Annotated in this window: 14 protein-coding genes; 9 read left to right on the top strand and 5 right to left on the bottom strand. The window is 66.3% G+C overall.

Features of this window, described 5'->3' with window-relative positions; genetic code table 11:
* Window positions 1-187: 187 nt before the first annotated feature.
* Both OG874_RS33895 and OG874_RS33890 read left to right on the top strand, forming a co-directional pair.
* Window positions 188-3,754, top strand: coding sequence for a protein kinase domain-containing protein (locus OG874_RS33895; RefSeq protein ID WP_442943454.1), 3,567 nt, complete (start codon window positions 188-190; stop codon window positions 3,752-3,754).
* A 134-nt stretch (window positions 3,755-3,888) separates the two neighbouring features.
* The gene (locus tag OG874_RS33890; RefSeq protein ID WP_330251137.1) at window positions 3,889-4,533 is read left to right on the top strand and encodes a hypothetical protein; all 645 of its coding nucleotides are present in this window, start codon (window positions 3,889-3,891) and stop codon (window positions 4,531-4,533) included.
* A 3-nt stretch (window positions 4,534-4,536) separates the two neighbouring features.
* On the opposite strand, the gene OG874_RS33885 is transcribed toward OG874_RS33890, so the two are convergent.
* The 3 genes from OG874_RS33885 to OG874_RS33875 are packed head-to-tail and all read right to left on the bottom strand — an operon-like array spanning window position 4,537 to window position 6,194.
* Window positions 4,537-5,196 (bottom strand): LysE family translocator, encoded by a 660-nt coding sequence (locus OG874_RS33885; protein WP_330251136.1) that lies wholly within the window; start codon window positions 5,194-5,196, stop codon window positions 4,537-4,539.
* Window positions 5,197-5,239: 43 nt separating this feature from the next.
* Entirely contained in the window at window positions 5,240-5,848 is a 609-nt protein-coding gene (gene recR / locus OG874_RS33880; RefSeq protein ID WP_330251135.1) for a recombination mediator RecR, read from the bottom strand.
* Between the two features lie 13 nt (window positions 5,849-5,861).
* Complete coding sequence (locus OG874_RS33875) at window positions 5,862-6,194, bottom strand: YbaB/EbfC family nucleoid-associated protein (protein WP_330251134.1); 333 nt, start codon at window positions 6,192-6,194, stop codon at window positions 5,862-5,864.
* 183 nt (window positions 6,195-6,377) lie between these two features.
* On the opposite strand from OG874_RS33875, the gene OG874_RS33870 reads away from it, so the two are divergent.
* From OG874_RS33870 to OG874_RS33855, 4 genes are all read left to right on the top strand, one after another.
* Window positions 6,378-7,010 (top strand): hypothetical protein, encoded by a 633-nt coding sequence (locus OG874_RS33870; RefSeq protein WP_330251133.1) that lies wholly within the window; start codon window positions 6,378-6,380, stop codon window positions 7,008-7,010.
* A 109-nt stretch (window positions 7,011-7,119) separates the two neighbouring features.
* The gene (locus tag OG874_RS33865; RefSeq protein ID WP_330251132.1) at window positions 7,120-7,692 is read left to right on the top strand and encodes a hypothetical protein; all 573 of its coding nucleotides are present in this window, start codon (window positions 7,120-7,122) and stop codon (window positions 7,690-7,692) included.
* Between the two features lie 44 nt (window positions 7,693-7,736).
* On the top strand, window positions 7,737-8,555 hold the full coding sequence (locus OG874_RS33860; RefSeq protein ID WP_330251131.1) for a MerR family transcriptional regulator: 819 nt from the start codon (window positions 7,737-7,739) through the stop codon (window positions 8,553-8,555).
* Window positions 8,556-8,571: 16 nt separating this feature from the next.
* Window positions 8,572-8,922, top strand: coding sequence for a VOC family protein (locus OG874_RS33855; protein ID WP_330251130.1), 351 nt, complete (start codon window positions 8,572-8,574; stop codon window positions 8,920-8,922).
* Between the two features lie 41 nt (window positions 8,923-8,963).
* On the opposite strand, the gene OG874_RS33850 is transcribed toward OG874_RS33855, so the two are convergent.
* Window positions 8,964-9,398: an SRPBCC family protein gene (locus OG874_RS33850; protein WP_330251129.1), complete on the bottom strand. Its 435-nt coding sequence runs from the start codon at window positions 9,396-9,398 to the stop codon at window positions 8,964-8,966.
* A 334-nt stretch (window positions 9,399-9,732) separates the two neighbouring features.
* Here OG874_RS33850 and OG874_RS33845 point away from each other — a divergent pair, with 334 nt between their 5' ends.
* Both OG874_RS33845 and OG874_RS33840 read left to right on the top strand, forming a co-directional pair.
* Entirely contained in the window at window positions 9,733-11,169 is a 1,437-nt protein-coding gene (locus OG874_RS33845) for an FAD-binding oxidoreductase (protein ID WP_330251128.1), read from the top strand.
* Complete coding sequence (locus tag OG874_RS33840) at window positions 11,166-12,482, top strand: class I SAM-dependent methyltransferase (protein WP_330251127.1); 1,317 nt, start codon at window positions 11,166-11,168, stop codon at window positions 12,480-12,482. Before OG874_RS33845 ends, OG874_RS33840 begins: the two co-directional genes overlap by 4 nt.
* Before the next feature lie 85 nt (window positions 12,483-12,567).
* On the opposite strand, the gene OG874_RS33835 is transcribed toward OG874_RS33840, so the two are convergent.
* Window positions 12,568-12,777, bottom strand: coding sequence for a hypothetical protein (locus tag OG874_RS33835; RefSeq protein ID WP_330251126.1), 210 nt, complete (start codon window positions 12,775-12,777; stop codon window positions 12,568-12,570).
* 164 nt (window positions 12,778-12,941) lie between these two features.
* On the opposite strand from OG874_RS33835, the gene OG874_RS33830 reads away from it, so the two are divergent.
* Window positions 12,942-16,550, top strand: a complete 3,609-nt coding sequence (locus OG874_RS33830; protein WP_330251125.1) for a transglutaminase family protein — start codon at window positions 12,942-12,944, stop codon at window positions 16,548-16,550.
* Window positions 16,551-16,552 lie beyond the last annotated feature (2 nt).

The raw sequence follows: 16,552 nt of genomic DNA, 5'->3' as shown, positions 1-16,552 counted from the left end.
AGCCGGCGCGGCGGGAACCACGCTGTTTCGAAAGTCACCCACTCGGGTTGATACCGCGCTACGTTGGAGTATGCGCAGACATATCGGGCATCGCGAGATCGTTTCGCGGTGTCCGATGTCCGCTTGTTCCCTGATCGCCGGTGACGCCGATTCGATGTGAGTTCGAGGTGGTCACGTGAGTCCACAGATGCGTTCAGGCAAGGCAAAACCCGAATCGACTCCGGCCGAATCGGACACGCAGCGACATGCGCCCATCGAGATCGTCGATGAGTTGGAAGCGATGGGCCTGTCGAGTGCGGTCGAGATCGGCCGAGGCGGGTTCGGGGTGGTGTATCGCTGTGTCCAATACGCGCTGAACCGGGTGGTCGCGGTCAAGGTGCTCTCCTCGGAGATCGATGCCCAGAGCCGCGAGCGGTTTCTGCGCGAGGAGCAGGCGATGGGCCGCCTGTCCGGCCATCCGAATATCGTCGACATCCTGCAGGTCGATGTCACCCCGACCGGTCAGCCGTTCATCGTGATGCCCTACTGCACCCGCGGTTCGCTCGAACAGCTCATTCGTGAACAGGGCCCGCTCACCTGGGCGGATTCACTGCGTGCCGGGGTGAAGCTGGCGGGCGCGATCGAGAGCGCGCACCGCGCCCAGATCCTGCACCGGGACGTCAAACCGGCGAATGTCCTGCTCAGCGCCTACGGCGAACCGCAGCTGACCGATTTCGGGATCGCCAGGATTCCAGGCGGTTTCCGCACCTCCAGCAGTCTGATCACCGGCTCGCCCGCCTTCACCGCACCCGAGGTGCTCCGGGGCGACGAGCCGACCGTGCGCTCCGATATCTACGGCCTCGGCTCGACGCTGTTCGCGTTGCTGACCGGACATGCCGCCTTCGAACGGCAGTCGGGGGAGAAAGTCGTCGCGCAGTTTCTGCGGATCACCACCCAACCGGTGCCCGAAATACACGGGCACGACATCCCCGACGATGTCGCCGACGCCATCCAACACGCGATGGCCACCGACCCGAGCAAGCGTCCCGCCTCGGCGTTCGACTTCGGCGAGCTGCTGCGCACGGTACAGCGTGAGCACGATCAGATGCCCGATGAGATGGCGCTACTGGACACCTCGGTGGTGCCGGACGAGGTGGACCACGCGAATCCGGTCGAAACGACCACGACCCGGCCCGCGGTGACCGCGCGCCGCAGTTGGCCGCTGACCTTGCGCCCCGCGGTGTCACAGCATCCGGCCAATTCGAGTTCGGCGGCGACGCTGCCGCCGACGGCCGCGACCAAATTCCGGCCGCCCACCCCGGCCCGCGATCCGGTGCCGCGCCCTCGGCTGCTGGACATCCTGCGCGCCGGTGGCCGGCGTCGGCTCGCGGTGATCCACGCGCCGGCCGGATTCGGCAAGAGCACGGTGGCCGCCCAATGGCGCACCGAGCTGACCGACGCCGGTGTTGCCGTCGCCTGGCTCGGCGTCGATCAGGACGACGATAACGAGATCTGGTTCCTGGCCCACCTCATCCAGGCGATCCGGCGGGTTCGCCCGGATATCGGCGAGGGGCTGGACCAGGTGCTCGAGGAACGGCCCGCCGACGCGGTCGCCTACGTCATCTCGACGCTGATCGATGAGATCCACGCCAGCGGCTTCACCGTCGTGGTGATCGTGGACGATTGGCACCGGGTCAGCGATGCCGGTGTGCATCGGGCGATGGATGTGTTGCTGGACAACGGATGTCACCATCTGCGCTTCGTGGTGACCAGCCGGAAACAGTCGGGCCTGCCGACCAGTCGGATGCGGGTGCACGACGAACTGGTCGAGATCAGCTCCTCGGCGCTGCGCCTGACGGCGGCCGAGACCAAGGACATTCTGCTGCGGCGCAACGGTTTCGCGCTCACCGACGACCAGGTCGAGGCCATCCATTCGGCCACCGACGGCTGGCCGGCGGCCGTCCAGCTGGTGAGTTTGTCATTGCGCGGCAATATCGATCCGGATCGGTTGATCGAGAATCTCGCCGAGGGTAGCCACGGCATCCGCGAGTATCTCGCCGAAAACGTGTTCGACACACTCGAACCCAGGATGCTCGACTTCCTCACCGCGATCTCGGTCACCGAGCGGGTTTCCGGTTCGCTGGCCTCGGCGCTCTCGGAGGATCCGGAGGGGGAACAGCTGCTGGAGCAGGCCGAACAGCGCGAGTTGTTCGTACGGCGCATCGCCCACGATCCCGAGTGGTTCCGGATGCAGCCGCTGTTCGCCGAACATCTGCGGGCGCGGTTGGAGCGATCCGATCCGGCCAAACTGAAGGCATTGCACCGCAAGGCAGCTCGCTGGTACGCCGAGCATCAGCTGCTGCGCAAGTCGGTCGACCACGCACTGGCGGCGACGGACCTGAAGATGGCGCTGGACCTGCTCGAGAGCGGGGGTATGGACCTCATCGACAAGTCCCGCCTGGCCACCCTGCTCGGGACGGTATCGAAACTGCCTGTGCAACAGGTGGCTTCGCGGTCCAAGCTGCTGATGGCGGTCGCCAGGGCGAATGTGAATCTGCAGCAGTCCAGCGCGGCGCGCACGGCTCTCGGCCGATTGTCGAATGTACTGGCGCGCGGTTCGTCGACCGACGCCGATGTGGTCCGCCAGCGCTGTCAGGCCGCGGTGCTCGCGGCCTCGGATCAGATCGCCCGCGATCACACCGAGGGCGTGCTGGACCGCGTGGCGGATTGTCTGGAGAAGCCGGATGAACTGCCCGCCTGGACGGTATCGACCGCGGCGAATCTCACCTCGTTCGTGCGACTGTGCGAATTCGATTTCGTCGGCGCGCGCGAGATCCAGGACTGGGCGGCGCCGTATCACGCCAGGTCCAAGGATCCGCTCGGCGCGGTGTTCGGGCTGTGCGGACAGGGCGCGGCGGCCTATGAACAGCTCGATATCGCCACTGCCACACAGTGTTTCCAGCAGGCATGGGAGACCGCGCGGGAGAAGGCCGGACCGCGCTCGCACGCGGTGCGGGTGGCTGCCGCGCTGCTCGGGGAATTGAACTATCGGCGAGGCGATCTGGACACCGCCGATCGGTTGCTCGATGACAGCCACCAGCTCGTCACCCACGTCGGGCCGGTCGACTTCCTGATCTCGACCTTCGTGATCGGCGCACGGGTCAAGGCCGCGCTCGGCGATCTCTACACCGCCACCGCCCGGCTCGACGAGGGCGACCGAATCGCGATCGATAACAAGCTGATTCGGCTCGCCGCGCACATCCGGGCCGAGCGGTTGCGGCTCGGCCTGCTGACCGATTCCGCCGCCCGGCGGGCCGCCGACACCGCGACCGGCTACGAGTCGGATATCTCCGGAACCATCCACCAGGCGCATCGGATGACGGGCTCGGCGGCGTTGGCCGCCGAGGCGGAGGAGATCGCCGCGATCCGCGCCCTGCTGGCCGAACACCAGCTGCGCGCCGATGACCGAGCGGTGCGCCGAGCCAGAGCGCTGCACGGCCGAATGATCGAACAGCACCGCCCCCGCGCGGAACTGGACACCGCACTGCTGCTGGCCGAATGCCTGGCCGCCTCCGGCTGGGTGGGCGAAGCCACCGCCCTCCTCCTACCCGCCGCCGCCACCTGCGCCGAACACGGCTGGACCATGCCACTACTGGACGCAGGCCCCGGCGTACTGGCCATCCTCCGCGTCCTGCGCACCGAAACCCACTCAACACCAGGCCAACCCACCGACACCCCCCTCCCCGCCCTCTTCCTCGACGAGCTCCTGGGCTGACACCAAGATCAGGTGGAACTGCTGGCGGGATCGGCCGAGAAGCCGACACCGCCAGTTCCACCTGATCTTGATCCTCGACCGAGGACGCGACTGCGCTGGATTTGCTGGGATTGCGCCACCGTACGCTGGGAGTCGTGAGTTACGACCACGTCTTGTTGCCGTCCGGTGTCGCCTCGACAATCGCGCAGGTCGACGCGTATCTGGCCACTCAGCAGGGCAAACCCGAGTCGGAACCGGTTGCGGCGATAGCGGCGGAGCTGAACAGACGCAATGCCGAGTTACCGGAGCAGGACGGCTTCCTCAGCACGGTTCCGGTCGGCGGCGCGGCGACCGGCGCGGTGCTGCACGTGCCGTGTCCCTACGACGCGATCGGATTCGTCCGGCACCTGCTCTTCGAGATCGCGACGCCGCTGAACTACGCCGTCTACGATCCGCAGCTGGCCTGGCTGATCGACCCGGTCGGACATGTACCGGCACTGGTCACCCACGGTGGCGCGGGCGAATTCCCCTACGTGACGAAAGCACTTGCCGACCAGTGGGTTTCCGAGCTGGCCCCGCCGAATCCGTACCTGGTCGTCGAACGGGACGAGCAGGTCTACATCCAGACCTATCGCGACAAATCCGGAACGTTCACCCTCGAGTATCGAGACGGCGCCCCGGATAAGCACTTCGGCATCACCGTCACCGACCCACAGACCGTGGCGGAGCTGATCTGGGATTGGGCCACCGATGACCGCACCCGGCTGCAGGCGCTGCCGTGGAGCCGAATCACCCTCTGACGGTCACTGATTCTGCACGGCCAGGCGGCCGGCCAGGGCGATGAACGACGCACCGAAGACCCGGCGCATCCAGGTGACCACGACGGGTCGCGAGATCACCTGGTCGCGTACGGCGGCCGCACACGCACCGTAGATCGCGAACACCAGGAACGTGGCGACCATGAAGATCCCGCTCAGTTCGAGCATGCGCGCCAGCACATTCGGTGCGCCATCTTCGCTTGCGATCGCTTGCGGGTCGCTCGAAAGGGTCGGCACGAACTGCGGCAGGAACGCGAAGAAGAAGATCGTCAGCTTCGGGTTGAGGATATTGAGCAGCACCGCCGAGGTGATCACCTGCCGCGCCGAGGGCGCACCGCGCTGTCCGGACTCCTGCTCCGGCACGGCGAGTGCGCCCTTGTCCCGGAAGGTATTCCACGCCATGTACAGCAGATAGGCGACACCGAGGTACTTCAACGTCTGGAACGCGACGGCACTCGCGTTGAGCAGCGCGGCCAGTCCGGTCACCGCCGCGACCATATGCGGAATGATGCCGAGCGTGCAGCCGAAGGCCGCGATCACACTGGCCCTGGTCCCCCTGGACAGTCCGGCCGCCAGCGTGAACAGCACGCCGGTCCCGGGTGTGGCGACGATGACGAGCGTGGTCAGCAAGAACTCGATGCTCATCCCCGACACAGTAACCCGTGCATGTCAGGGCGCAACCCCCGATCTACAACGCCCGCCGACCCGAGAGCGCGCGCCCCAGCGTGAGCTCGTCGGCGAATTCGAGATCGCCGCCCATCGGCAGTCCGGAAGCCAATCGCGTCACCGACAAGCCCGGGAAATCCCGCAGCATCCGCACCAGGTAGGTGGCCGTCGCCTCGCCCTCGGTATTCGGATCGGTCGCGATGATCACCTCGCTGACATCGACGCCGTCCTCCTGATTGCCGATGCGCGCCAACAACTCTCGAATGCGCAGCTGATCCGGTCCGATGCCGCTGAGCGGATCGAGCGCGCCGCCGAGCACGTGGTAGCGGCCGCGGAACTCCCGGGTGCGCTCGATGGCCTGCACGTCCTTGGGCTCCTCGACCACACAGATCATGGTGCGGTCCCGGCGCGGATCCGAGCAGATGCGGCACATTTCGTTATCCGAGACGGTGCCGCAGAGCACGCAGAACTGCACACCGTCGCGCACCTTCTGCAGAGCGGCCTGCAGCCGATCGATTTCCGGCGGCTCCACCTGGAGCAGATGAAATGCGATGCGCTGCGCGCTCTTCGGACCGACGCCGGGCAATTTGCCCAACTCGTCGATCAGATCCTGGACCGGGCCCTCGTACAAAGACGTCCCCGGATCAGAAGTCGGGCAGGCCGGGCAGCGAGCCGCCACCGGCCAGCGGACCGAGTCGCTCGGCAGCCAAGTGCTGTGCGTTGGACATGGCGTCGTTGATCGCGCCGATCACCAGATCCTGCAGCCCTTCAACATCGTCGGGATCGACGATCTTCGGGTCGATGGTCAGCGCGACGACCTCGCCGGTCGCCTTGATCGTCACCTCGACCAGGCCACCACCGGCCTGACCCTCCACTTCGGTTGCCGCGATCTCGGCCTGGGCCTGCATCACCGCCTGCTGCATCTGCTGCGCCTGGGCGAGTAACTGCTGCATATCGAACTGACCACCGGGCTGCACGGCTTGTCCTCTCTGCGGAAAGTGTCGTGGTCCAGCCTAGCGGGCAGGCGAAACGCGGTCCGTCCGCAGCCCCGGCCGCAGGCAACCGACGCATAACGGATCGACTGTTCGCCGCGCCGGACGGTCACGATCAACTTACGATCAGTTGCGGGTCGGAGACGGGGTCGCGAGTTGGAGACAGCTATGAGCACGAACCGAGTACTTTTCATGAGCACCCTGGTGCTTTCCCTGGGATTTCCCAGCATCGTCGTGGGCATCCAAAGCCCAACGGCTGCCGCCGATTCCGGCATCGACACGTCTGCGGACGCCACTGTCGATACGTCTGCGGACGCCACTGTCGACGCGGTCTCGGACTACGGCGGCGGCTGCGTGCTCTACCCCGAAGACCGTGCCGCGACGATTGATTCGCTCCGTCTGCGCTGTTCGGCCGAACAGCAGGACGCGATCTTCCGGGATGCCCCCCTCGGCGACGTACCGCGCGGAACCACGAACGGCTGGGTGACCCGTCCACCGGTGATGGAGGCCCTCGCCCCTCCGTTCTGGATCGGCAAAAACTTCTACACCGGCCCCGACGGCGGCTACCTGATGAATCGGATCACCGGTGCGGGCATCGAGGCTTGGAAGGCCAATGTCTATGCCGCACCCGCGCTCACGGACGGCGCACCGACCTGGGTATTGAACTACGACCCGTCCCCGACCCCGCCGGTCTACGACGAAATCCGGGAGGTCACGCCCGGGGTGTGGTTCGGCTACTCGTGGTGGCGCGGTTTCTTCCAGACCACGCTGCTGCTGACCTTCGCGCTCACCTACCCCTGACATCGCACCTGCGCGGGTAACGGATTGATTGCCGTTCCAGGAACGCCGACGTGCCCGACCTACTATCGAACAATAGGTCGGGCAGCCGTTCAGCAATTCTGGAGACAGCATGAACGCACACCGCACACTGATATTCGGAATTCTCGCGACATCGTTGAGTTTCACCACGATATTGACGGCTTCAGCAGCAGCGGCAGATTCCGGCGCTGACGTATCCGATTACGGGTCGGGCTGCTATCTGGACCCCGGCAATCGAGCGGCAACGATCGATTCGCTGCGGTTTCGCTGCTCCGCCGAGCAGCAGGATGCGATCTTCCACGATGCACCGCGCGGCGCCGTCCCGATGGGCGTGACAAACGGCTGGGTCATCCGTCCGGTGGCCACGCAGACCTGGGCTCCTGTGGCGTGGATCGGCAAAACCTTTTACACCGGCCCCGACGGCGGCCGTCTGATGAACCGTCTGACCCCCGCCGGTATCGAGGCGCTGCCCGCCGACGTCTACACCGCACCCGCGATTCTCGACGGCGGTCCGACCTGGGTACTGAACTACGCCCCGTCCCCGATCCCGCAGATCTACGATGAAATTCGAGAGATCACCCCCGGCGTCTGGTTCGGTTACTCGTGGTGGCGCGATACCGCTGCGGAGACCATGTTGTTGGTGACCTTCGCGCTGACCAACTAGCCCATTCTTGACCCTCCCCGCACTGGAGGGTGTTCGCTGTGCATATGACAGCGACCGTCTCCATCGGGGAGTTCGCCAGGCTGACCTATCTCAGCGTGAAGACGCTCCGGTACTACCACGACATCGAACTGCTCGAACCCGCCGCGATCGACGCCGGGTCCGGCTACCGGCGCTACTCCGTCGATCAGGTGCCGCAGGCGCATCTGATCCGGCGGTTGCGCGGGCTGGATATGCCGCTGCCCGAGATCAAGTCGATGCTGATGGCACCGGACGAGGACACCCGCAACGCCACGATCCGCGCGCATCTCGAGCGCATGGAGGCCGAACTGCAACGCACCCAGGCGGTGGTCGCCTCACTGCGATCGCTGCTCACGCCGTCCGCGCCGATCGCGGTCGAATACCGTTCGGTGCCTGCGTTTCCGGCCTTGGCGGTCACCGATCTGGTCAGCCGGGAGCGGCTGGGCGCCTGGTGTGACGAGTCGTACAGGCTGCTGTACGAGACGCTCGCTACCGCGCATATCGAGCCCGCCGGTATAGCGGGAGCCACCTACTCGATGGAGTTCTTTGAAAACGACGAAGGCGAGGTGGTGGCCTTCGTGCCGATCCCGACCGCCGTGCTCGACCTCGAACTCCCCGCGGGTGTGGCGATCATCGAACTACCGGCCCGCCGCTTCGTGATCGCCGTGCACAGCGGCCCGTTCGACGACTTCGACCGTACCTACGGCGCGCTGGGCAGCCATGTCGCCGAACACGACACCGCACTGCCCGAACCGGTTCGGGAGCTGTATTCGACCTCCCCGAGCGATACCGATGACCCGAGCCAGTACATCACCGAAGTCTGCTGGCCCATCGGTCGGCTATAAGAACAGGAGTACCACCATGACACTCACCCTCGAACATGTCGTGTTCGACTGCGACGACGCCGGGAGGCTCGCCGGCTTCTGGTCGGAGCTGCTGGAGCGGCCGCTCGATGCCGACGCGAGTCCGGAGTTCGCCTCGGTCGGGATGGGCGCCGGGCTCGCACCGGCGCTGATGTTCATCCAGGTGCCGGACAAGACTCCCGGCAAGAACGTGATCCACCTGGACTTCAAGGCGGACGACGCGCGCGCATCGATCGATCGCGCGATCGGGTTGGGCGCCAAGCGCATCGGCGACTTCGACGAGTACGGCGCACAGTGGACGACGCTGGCCGATCCGGAGGGCAACCTCTTCGATATCGCCGCCGGCTGAAATCGAAAAGGCCCGGTAGGTACCGGGCCTTTTCATCTGCCTCAGGACAGTTCGCGCTGCAGATTCGCCAGCACCTCGGCCTGAATCTTCTTCAGCCCCAACGGTGCGAAGATCCCCTCGAAGATGCCGGCGACACCGCCCGCGCCCTGCCACGAGGTGCGCAGCGTGACCTGCGAACCCGCACCGTCCGGCGTCACCGTCCAGGTGTTCACCAGCGTCGAATTCGAATCACGTTCGGTCACGATGGAATCCGATACCGAGACGACCGCATGCACATTGCGGGAACGCTTCTCGGTGGCCTGCAGGGTCCATTCGGCGACCGTGCCCGCACCCTTGCCGCCCTCGATCACCTTGTAGTCGCGGTAGTGCGCGGAGAGGATGCGCGGACGCACCGTCTCGTAATCCGCGATGGCCTCCAGTGCGCGCTGCGGATCCGCCGTGACGGCGATCGAACTGCTGGCGCTGACCTGTCCCACAATGAGCTCCTTGTCCTGGTCGCTCCGCTCCCCGCGGTTTCCCCTATCCTGCCCTGTCCACGCGGCTCGGTGACGTTCAGGTCGCAGTTGCGCGTCGCGATGTTGATCACCGCGCGCCGACCGGTCCGCACTGTTAGGCTCCGATCAGATTGCGCCGGAGGGGATCCATGCAATACAACGCGCGAAGCCGGAACCCGACACGGCCCGGATCACCGCTGGACTGACACGGCGAGTCCTGGGTATTCCCGATGCAACAGATCCGTGATATTTATCCCTCGTCGTCGGCCTCGAAGTGGCTCGGCGGACCGGTGCGTACTAGCGTCGAGGAGTGCCAGTGAGTCTGTTGGGGAAGGCCGGACACGCATCGGCCGCACACGAATCAGGGTTCGCCGCGCATCGAGCCGGGGTGGACCGGCTGTTGGCGAGTTACCGCGCGATACCCGGGGACGCCAACGTCCGGCTGGCCAAGAAGACCTCGAATCTGTTCCGGGCCAGGGCCGAGAGCACCGCCCCCGGCTTGGACGTTTCCGGTCTGGCCGAGGTCATCACCGTAGACGCCGAAGCCAAGACCGCGGACGTGGCCGGGATGACCACCTACGAGGATCTGGTCGCCGCCACCCTGCCCTACGGACTGGCCCCGCTGGTGGTGCCGCAGCTCAAGACGATCACCCTCGGCGGCGCGGTCACCGGCCTCGGCATCGAGTCGACCTCGTTCCGCAACGGCCTGCCGCACGAATCGGTCCTGGAGATGGATGTGCTGACCGGCGCGGGTGAGATCATCACCGCGACACCGGATGGCGAGAACGCGGATCTGTTCCACGGCTTCCCGAACTCCTACGGCACCCTCGGCTACTCGGTCCGCCTGAAGATCGAACTCGAGACCGTGCAGCCCTACGTCGCGCTGCGTCACGTCCGGTTCCATGACCTGCGTGAGTTGGAGTCGACGCTCGCGCGGATCGTCACGGACAAGACCTACGACGGTGAGCGCGTCGACTACCTCGACGGCGTGGTCTTCACTGCCGAGGAGAGCTACCTGACGCTGGGCCGCCAGACCGACGAGCCGGGCCCGGTCAGCGACTACACCGGCATGGACATCTACTACCGGTCCATCCAGCACGACTCCGCGCAACCCAAGCGTGATCGGCTGACCATCCACGACTACCTCTGGCGCTGGGACACCGACTGGTTCTGGTGCTCGCGCGCCTTCGGCACCCAGAACCCGAAGATCCGCCGATTCTGGCCGAAGCGCTACCGCCGCAGCAGCTTCTACTGGAAACTCATCGCACTGGATCACAAGTACCACATCGGCGACAAGCTGGAGGCTCGCCAGGGCAACCAGCCGCGCGAGCGGGTGGTGCAGGACATCGAGGTGCCGGTCGAGCGGACCGCGGACTTCGTCGAATGGTTCCTGCGCGAGATTCCGATCGAGCCGATCTGGTTGTGCCCGCTGCGGCTGCGTGAGTCGGATACCGAAACCAATGGACGCCCGTGGCCGCTGTACCCGCTGGAGCCGAATCGGACCTACGTCAACGTCGGATTCTGGTCCGCCGTCCCCACTGCCGCAGGTCAGCAGGATGGCAAGGCCAACCGCGCGATCGAGCAGACGGTGACCGAGTTCGACGGCCATAAGTCTCTGTACTCGGATTCGTATTACGGCAAAGATGAATTCGCCGCCCTTTACGGCGGCGAGATCTACACCGAATTGAAGAAGCGCTACGACCCGGACCAGCGATTGCTGGATTTGTATTCGAAGGCGGTGCAACGCAAATGACGACATTCAGGGACCGTTCCGATGTCTTCGCGGACCTCGGGACCAAACTCAGCATTGCCGAGATCTTCGAGATCCTCGTCGACGGCGAGGTGCCGATCCGGCTGACCGCATACGACGGCAGCGTGACCGGACCTGAGGACTCGGACTACACGCTCGAGATCAAGACGCCGCGCGGCATCAACTACCTGGCGACCGCGCCCGGTGACCTCGGTATGGCCCGCGCGTACATCGCCGGCGATATGACCGCGACCGGGGTCCATCCCGGCGATCCGTACGACATTCTCCGGGCGATGGACGGGCTGAAGTTCCGCCGTCCGTCGGCGCTGGCGCTGGTCACCATCGCCCGCTCGCTGGGGTGGGAGCGGCTCAAACCGATCGCGCCGCCGCCGCAGGAGACGCTGCCGCGCTGGCGCCGGATCGCGCTGGAGGGCCTGCGGCACTCCAAGACGCGCGACGCCGAAGCCATCCACCACCACTACGACGTCTCGAATACCTTCTACGAGTACGTCCTGGGCCCCTCGATGACCTACACCTGTGCGGTCTACGAGGACGAGGACCGGACGCTCGAGCAGGCCCAGGAGAACAAGTACCGCCTGGTCTTCGACAAGCTGCGGCTGAAGGAAGGCGATCGGCTGCTCGATATCGGCTGCGGCTGGGGCGGCATGGTCCGCTACGCGGCCAAGCGCGGTGTCAAGGTCATCGGCGCGACGCTATCCGCGGAACAAGCCGAGTGGGCCCAGGAGAAGATCGCCGAACAGGGGCTGTCCGATCTGGCCGAGGTGCGGCACTCCGACTACCGCGATATTCCGGAGGTCAGCTTCGACGCCGTCTCCTCGATCGGGTTGACCGAGCACATCGGCGTGCACAACTACCCGTTCTACTTCGACTACATCAAGAGCAAGCTGCGCGAGGGCGGCCTGTTCCTGAATCACTCCATCACCCGCCCGGACAACACCAGGACCACCAAGGCCGGTGACTTCATCGACCGCTATGTGTTCCCGGACGGCGAGTTGATCGGCTCCGGCCGGATCGTCTCCGAGATCCAGAATGTCGGCCTCGAGGTGATGCACGAGGAGAACCTGCGCGAGCACTACGCGCTCACCCTGCACGAATGGTGTAAGAACCTGGTCGCCAAGTGGGATGCCTGCGTCGAAGAGGTCGGCGAGGGCACCGCGAAGGTCTGGGGCCTCTATATGGCCGGTTGCCGACTCGGCTTCCAGCGCAACGTGGTTCAGCTGCACCAGGTGCTCGGCGTCAAGCTCGGCCCGAACGGTGAATCGGGACTTCCGCTGCGGCCCTGGTGGCAGCCGTAAGTATCAGCTGAGACTGCCCGTCCTAGCCCAGGAGTAGGGCGGGCGACTCAGCAGCGAACCGGCCCGTGCCCGTCGAGTGTCCGATTCAGGCGGTCCGGGTGATATCGGGGCTGTGCGTCGTGCAGGCACAGCCGCCGGCAACGTCGGCGCAATCGACGACGAAGGTGTGACGGGCGTGCTCGAGGTCGAGGCAGTCCTCGTCGGTGCATTCGGGGATCCGGCCGAGGTGGACGATGAGGGTGCCGTGGCAGTGGTCGATGGCGGATTCGCAGGACGGGCAGGTCGGCGCGCGCATGTGACCTCCAGACGAGATCGGTTCGTGAATCGGTCATATCACCCACGCTGATGGGGTGGTGGGAGGTCGGACGCGTGTCGCGCGACGGCATCGGCACGGCGGCTGTCCGGAAAACGACTGTTCATGCTGCTACACACCTGGCCAGGGTGTGATGAACTTGCTGCATGGGCATCAAGGTGTCGCTCGAACACCGGACCACCTACACCTTCGACCGGCTGGTGGAGGTCCATCCCCATGTGGTGCGACTGCGGCCGGCACCGCATTCGCGGACCAGGATCGAGGCCTACTCGATGCGGGTCACCCCGGACGATCACTTCTGCAATTGGCAGCAGGACGCGTTCGGGAATTTCCTTGCTCGGCTGGTCTTTCCGAATCCGGCGCGGGAGCTGTCGATCACCGTCGGGCTGATCGCGGACCTCGAGGTGATCAATCCGTTCGACTTCTTCGTCGAGGACTATGCCGAGTACTTCCCGTTCGCCTACACCCCGGAGCTGGTCACGGATCTGGAACCGTATCTGCGGCCGGTGGATGAATCCGAACCCGGTTCGGGACCCGGTGCGCTGGTCCGTGATTGGGTGCGCGCGCAGCTGCCGACCGATCGGCCACGCGCCATCGACTTCCTGGTCGCGGTCAATCACGCGCTGCGCCAGGGTGTCGGTTACACGATTCGGATGGAGCCCGGCGTGCAGTCGCCGGACCACACGCTGCGTGCCGCGATCGGATCGTGCCGCGATTCGGCCTGGTTGCTGGTGTCGATTCTGCGGGAGTTCGGGCTGGCGGCGCGATTCGTCTCCGGATATCTGGTGCAGCTGGCCCAGGATGTGCCCTCGCTCGACGGACCGTCCGGGCCGCCCGCGGATTTCACCGATCTGCATGCCTGGACCGAGGTGTATCTGCCGGGTGCGGGGTGGGTCGGGATGGATCCCACCTCCGGGCTGTTCGCGGGGGAGGGCCACATACCGCTGGCCGCGACACCGCATCCGACCTCCGCCGCACCGATCACCGGTGCGACCGGACGCACCATGGCGACGATGGATTTCGCCAATACGGTACGGCGGGTGCACGAGGATCCGCGAACCACGCTGCCCTACACCGCATCCCAGTGGGGGCGGATCACCGCCGCGGGTGCGGCGGTCGACGAGCGGATGGCCGCGATGGAGGTCGGGTTGACCATCGGTGGCGAGCCGACCTTTGTCTCGATCGATGACCAGACCGGCCCGGAGTGGACCACCGAGGCCGACGGTACGCACAAGCGCGAACGCGCGGTCGACCTCGCCGATCGGTTGCGTCGCGGCTACGCGCCGACCGGGCTCGTGCAGTACCGCCAAGGCAAGTGGTATCCGGAAGAAGCGTTGCCGCGCTGGGAGATCGCCGTCGCGTGGCGGGCCGATGACGAACCGGTGTGGACTCGACAGGATCTGCTCATCGATCCGTGGACGTCACCAAGGCTGGTTACTGTGGTCCCGGAGGGACAAACCGTCGTCGTCGAGCCGATGGCCGAGCACTCGGGGAGCGTGGCCCGGCCGCAGTCGACTGCGGACACAGATCCGGCCGACGGCGCGGTGGCGGCCGCTGGCGTCGGGAATCCGCCCGGGGCGCAGCCTCGTTCGGATTCGTCCGCCGCGGCGGACGGAAATGGCGGCAGCGGTGACGGCGCGGTGACTGCGGACGGCTCGGCGGTCCCGCGTACGCAGTGGCCGCCGCGTGCCGATGCGGAGTCGGCACGCGCATTGATCGCGCATGTCGCCGCGGGCCTCGGGCTCCCGGATGCCCAAGTGCGCCCGGCCTTCGAGGATCCGCTGGCCCGGTTGGCGGGCAGTATCCGTGCGCCACAGGGCGATCCGGTGGATCCGATCGATGATCTGGAACCGGAGCAGGATTCGGCACAGGCGCGCAAGGAGCTGTTGGCGCGCCTCGATTCGCCGGTTGTCGCGCCCACCGCGTACGTGCTGCCGCTGTACAGGCGTGCGGACGATTCCGGTTGGGCGAGTGCCGACTGGCGGATGCGGCGCGGCAAGTCGCCCGACCAGCCGGCGGGGCGAATCGTGTTGTCGGAGGGGGATTCTCCGGCCGGACTGCGGTTGCCGCTGGATGCCGTTTCCTGGCAGACGCCGCGGCCGCGGCCCGACAGCGACCCGCTCTTCATGGGACCGCTGCAGGTCCCATGGGCCGAACCGCCCGCGGTGGTGGAGGCCGCGGACTGGGAGCCGACCACCGCACTCGTCGGCGAGGTGCGCAATGGCAAACTGCATGTTTTCCTGCCGCCGCTGGAACAACTCGACGACTTCCTCGATCTGATCCGTCGTGTCGAGGCGGCCGCGGCCGCGGTAGGGCCGTCCGGTCAGCCGGTGGTGCTCGAGGGCTATGCCCCGCCCGTCGATGCCAGGCTGCGCACACTGTCGGTGACGCCGGACCCGGGGGTGATCGAGGTGAATGTGCAGCCCACCGCCTCCTTCGCCGAGCAGTCCGAGCTGCTCTCGACGCTGTACGAACAGGCCAGGCTGGCCCGGCTCGGCACCGAATCCTTCGATGTCGACGGCACGCACAGCGGGACCGGCGGCGGCAATCACATCACCCTCGGCGGGGTGACGCCCGCGCGGTCGCCGCTGTTGCGCCGTCCGGATCTGCTGGTTTCGATGCTCACCTATTGGCAGCGGCATCCGGCGCTGTCGTATCTGTTCGCGGGCCGGTTCGTCGGTCCGACCTCACAGGCACCGCGGGTGGACGAGGGGCGCGAGGACGCGCTCTACGAATTGGAGATCGCCTTCGCCGAAATCGGCAGGCTCAGGGGGCATTCGAACGCGCCATGGCATATCGATCGCGCACTGCGGCATCTGCTCACCGACCTCACCGGCAATACCCACCGCGCCGAATTCTGCATCGATAAGCTATACAGCCCGGAAACGGCAAGGGGCAGATTGGGATTGGTGGAGCTGCGCGGCTTCGAGATGCCGCCGCATTTCCAGATGGCGATGGTGCAGTCACTGCTGGTGCGCGGACTGGTCGCGCGGTTCTGGGCGAAGCCGTTGCGGGCGCGGCTGATTCGGCACGGTGCCAATCTGCACGGACGGTATCTGCTGCCGCATTTCCTGATGACCGATATCGCCGAGGTCGCCGCCGACCTGCGCGAGCACGGCATCGAATTCGATACCAGCTGGCTCGATCCGTTCACCGAATTCCGCTTCCCACGCATCGGCACGGTGGTGCTCGGCGATGTCGAACTCGAACTGCGCGGCGCGATCGAACCGTGGAATACCCTCGGCGAGCAGACCGCGGCCACCGGCACCGCCCGCTACGTCGACTCCTCGGTGGAGCGGCTGCAGGTCCGGGTGGTCGGCGCGGATCGCGACCGCTTCGTGGTGACCTGCAACGGCATGCCGGTGCCACTGCTGGCCACCGATAAGGCCGACGTTCAAGTGGCCGGGGTGCGCTACCGCGCATGGCAGCCGCCCAACTCGCTGCACCCGTCGATCACGGTCGACGCGCCGCTCGTCTTCGATCTGCTCGATGCCGAGACCGGACTGTCGCGCGGCGGCTGCACGTATCACGTCGCGCACCCAGGTGGCATGGCCTACGACGAGCCGCCGGTCAACGCGGTCGCCGCGCAATCGCGTCGCAACCGGCGGTTCGAGGCGGCCGGGCACACCACCGCTCGGGTCGATCCGGGGGTACTACGTGCGAAGATGGCAGCACAGTCCACTGACATCGGCGCGCCGGGCATCCTCGATCTGCGCCGGGCGCGCACGGTGTGGGGACTGGTCAGCGATCGGTAAGC

This window comes from Nocardia sp. NBC_00565, assembly GCF_036345915.1.
Classification (GTDB): Bacteria; Actinomycetota; Actinomycetes; order Mycobacteriales; family Mycobacteriaceae; genus Nocardia.
This window is presented reverse-complemented; position numbering and strand designations above follow the sequence as displayed.

Excerpts from the sequence above, each read along its gene's own strand:
- OG874_RS33895 (WP_442943454.1), top strand. The coding sequence starts at position 188 with ATGCGTTCAGGCAAGGCAAAACCCGAATCGACTCCGGCCGAATCGGAC.
- OG874_RS33865 (WP_330251132.1), top strand. The coding sequence starts at position 7,120 with ATGAACGCACACCGCACACTGATATTCGGAATTCTCGCGACATCGTTG.
- OG874_RS33840 (WP_330251127.1), top strand. The coding sequence starts at position 11,166 with ATGACGACATTCAGGGACCGTTCCGATGTCTTCGCGGACCTCGGGACC.
- OG874_RS33835 (WP_330251126.1), bottom strand. The coding sequence starts at position 12,777 with ATGCGCGCGCCGACCTGCCCGTCCTGCGAATCCGCCATCGACCACTGC.
- OG874_RS33830 (WP_330251125.1), top strand. The coding sequence starts at position 12,942 with ATGGGCATCAAGGTGTCGCTCGAACACCGGACCACCTACACCTTCGAC.
- OG874_RS33885 (WP_330251136.1), bottom strand. The coding sequence starts at position 5,196 with ATGAGCATCGAGTTCTTGCTGACCACGCTCGTCATCGTCGCCACACCC.
- OG874_RS33860 (WP_330251131.1), top strand. The coding sequence starts at position 7,737 with ATGACAGCGACCGTCTCCATCGGGGAGTTCGCCAGGCTGACCTATCTC.
- OG874_RS33855 (WP_330251130.1), top strand. The coding sequence starts at position 8,572 with ATGACACTCACCCTCGAACATGTCGTGTTCGACTGCGACGACGCCGGG.
- OG874_RS33870 (WP_330251133.1), top strand. The coding sequence starts at position 6,378 with ATGAGCACGAACCGAGTACTTTTCATGAGCACCCTGGTGCTTTCCCTG.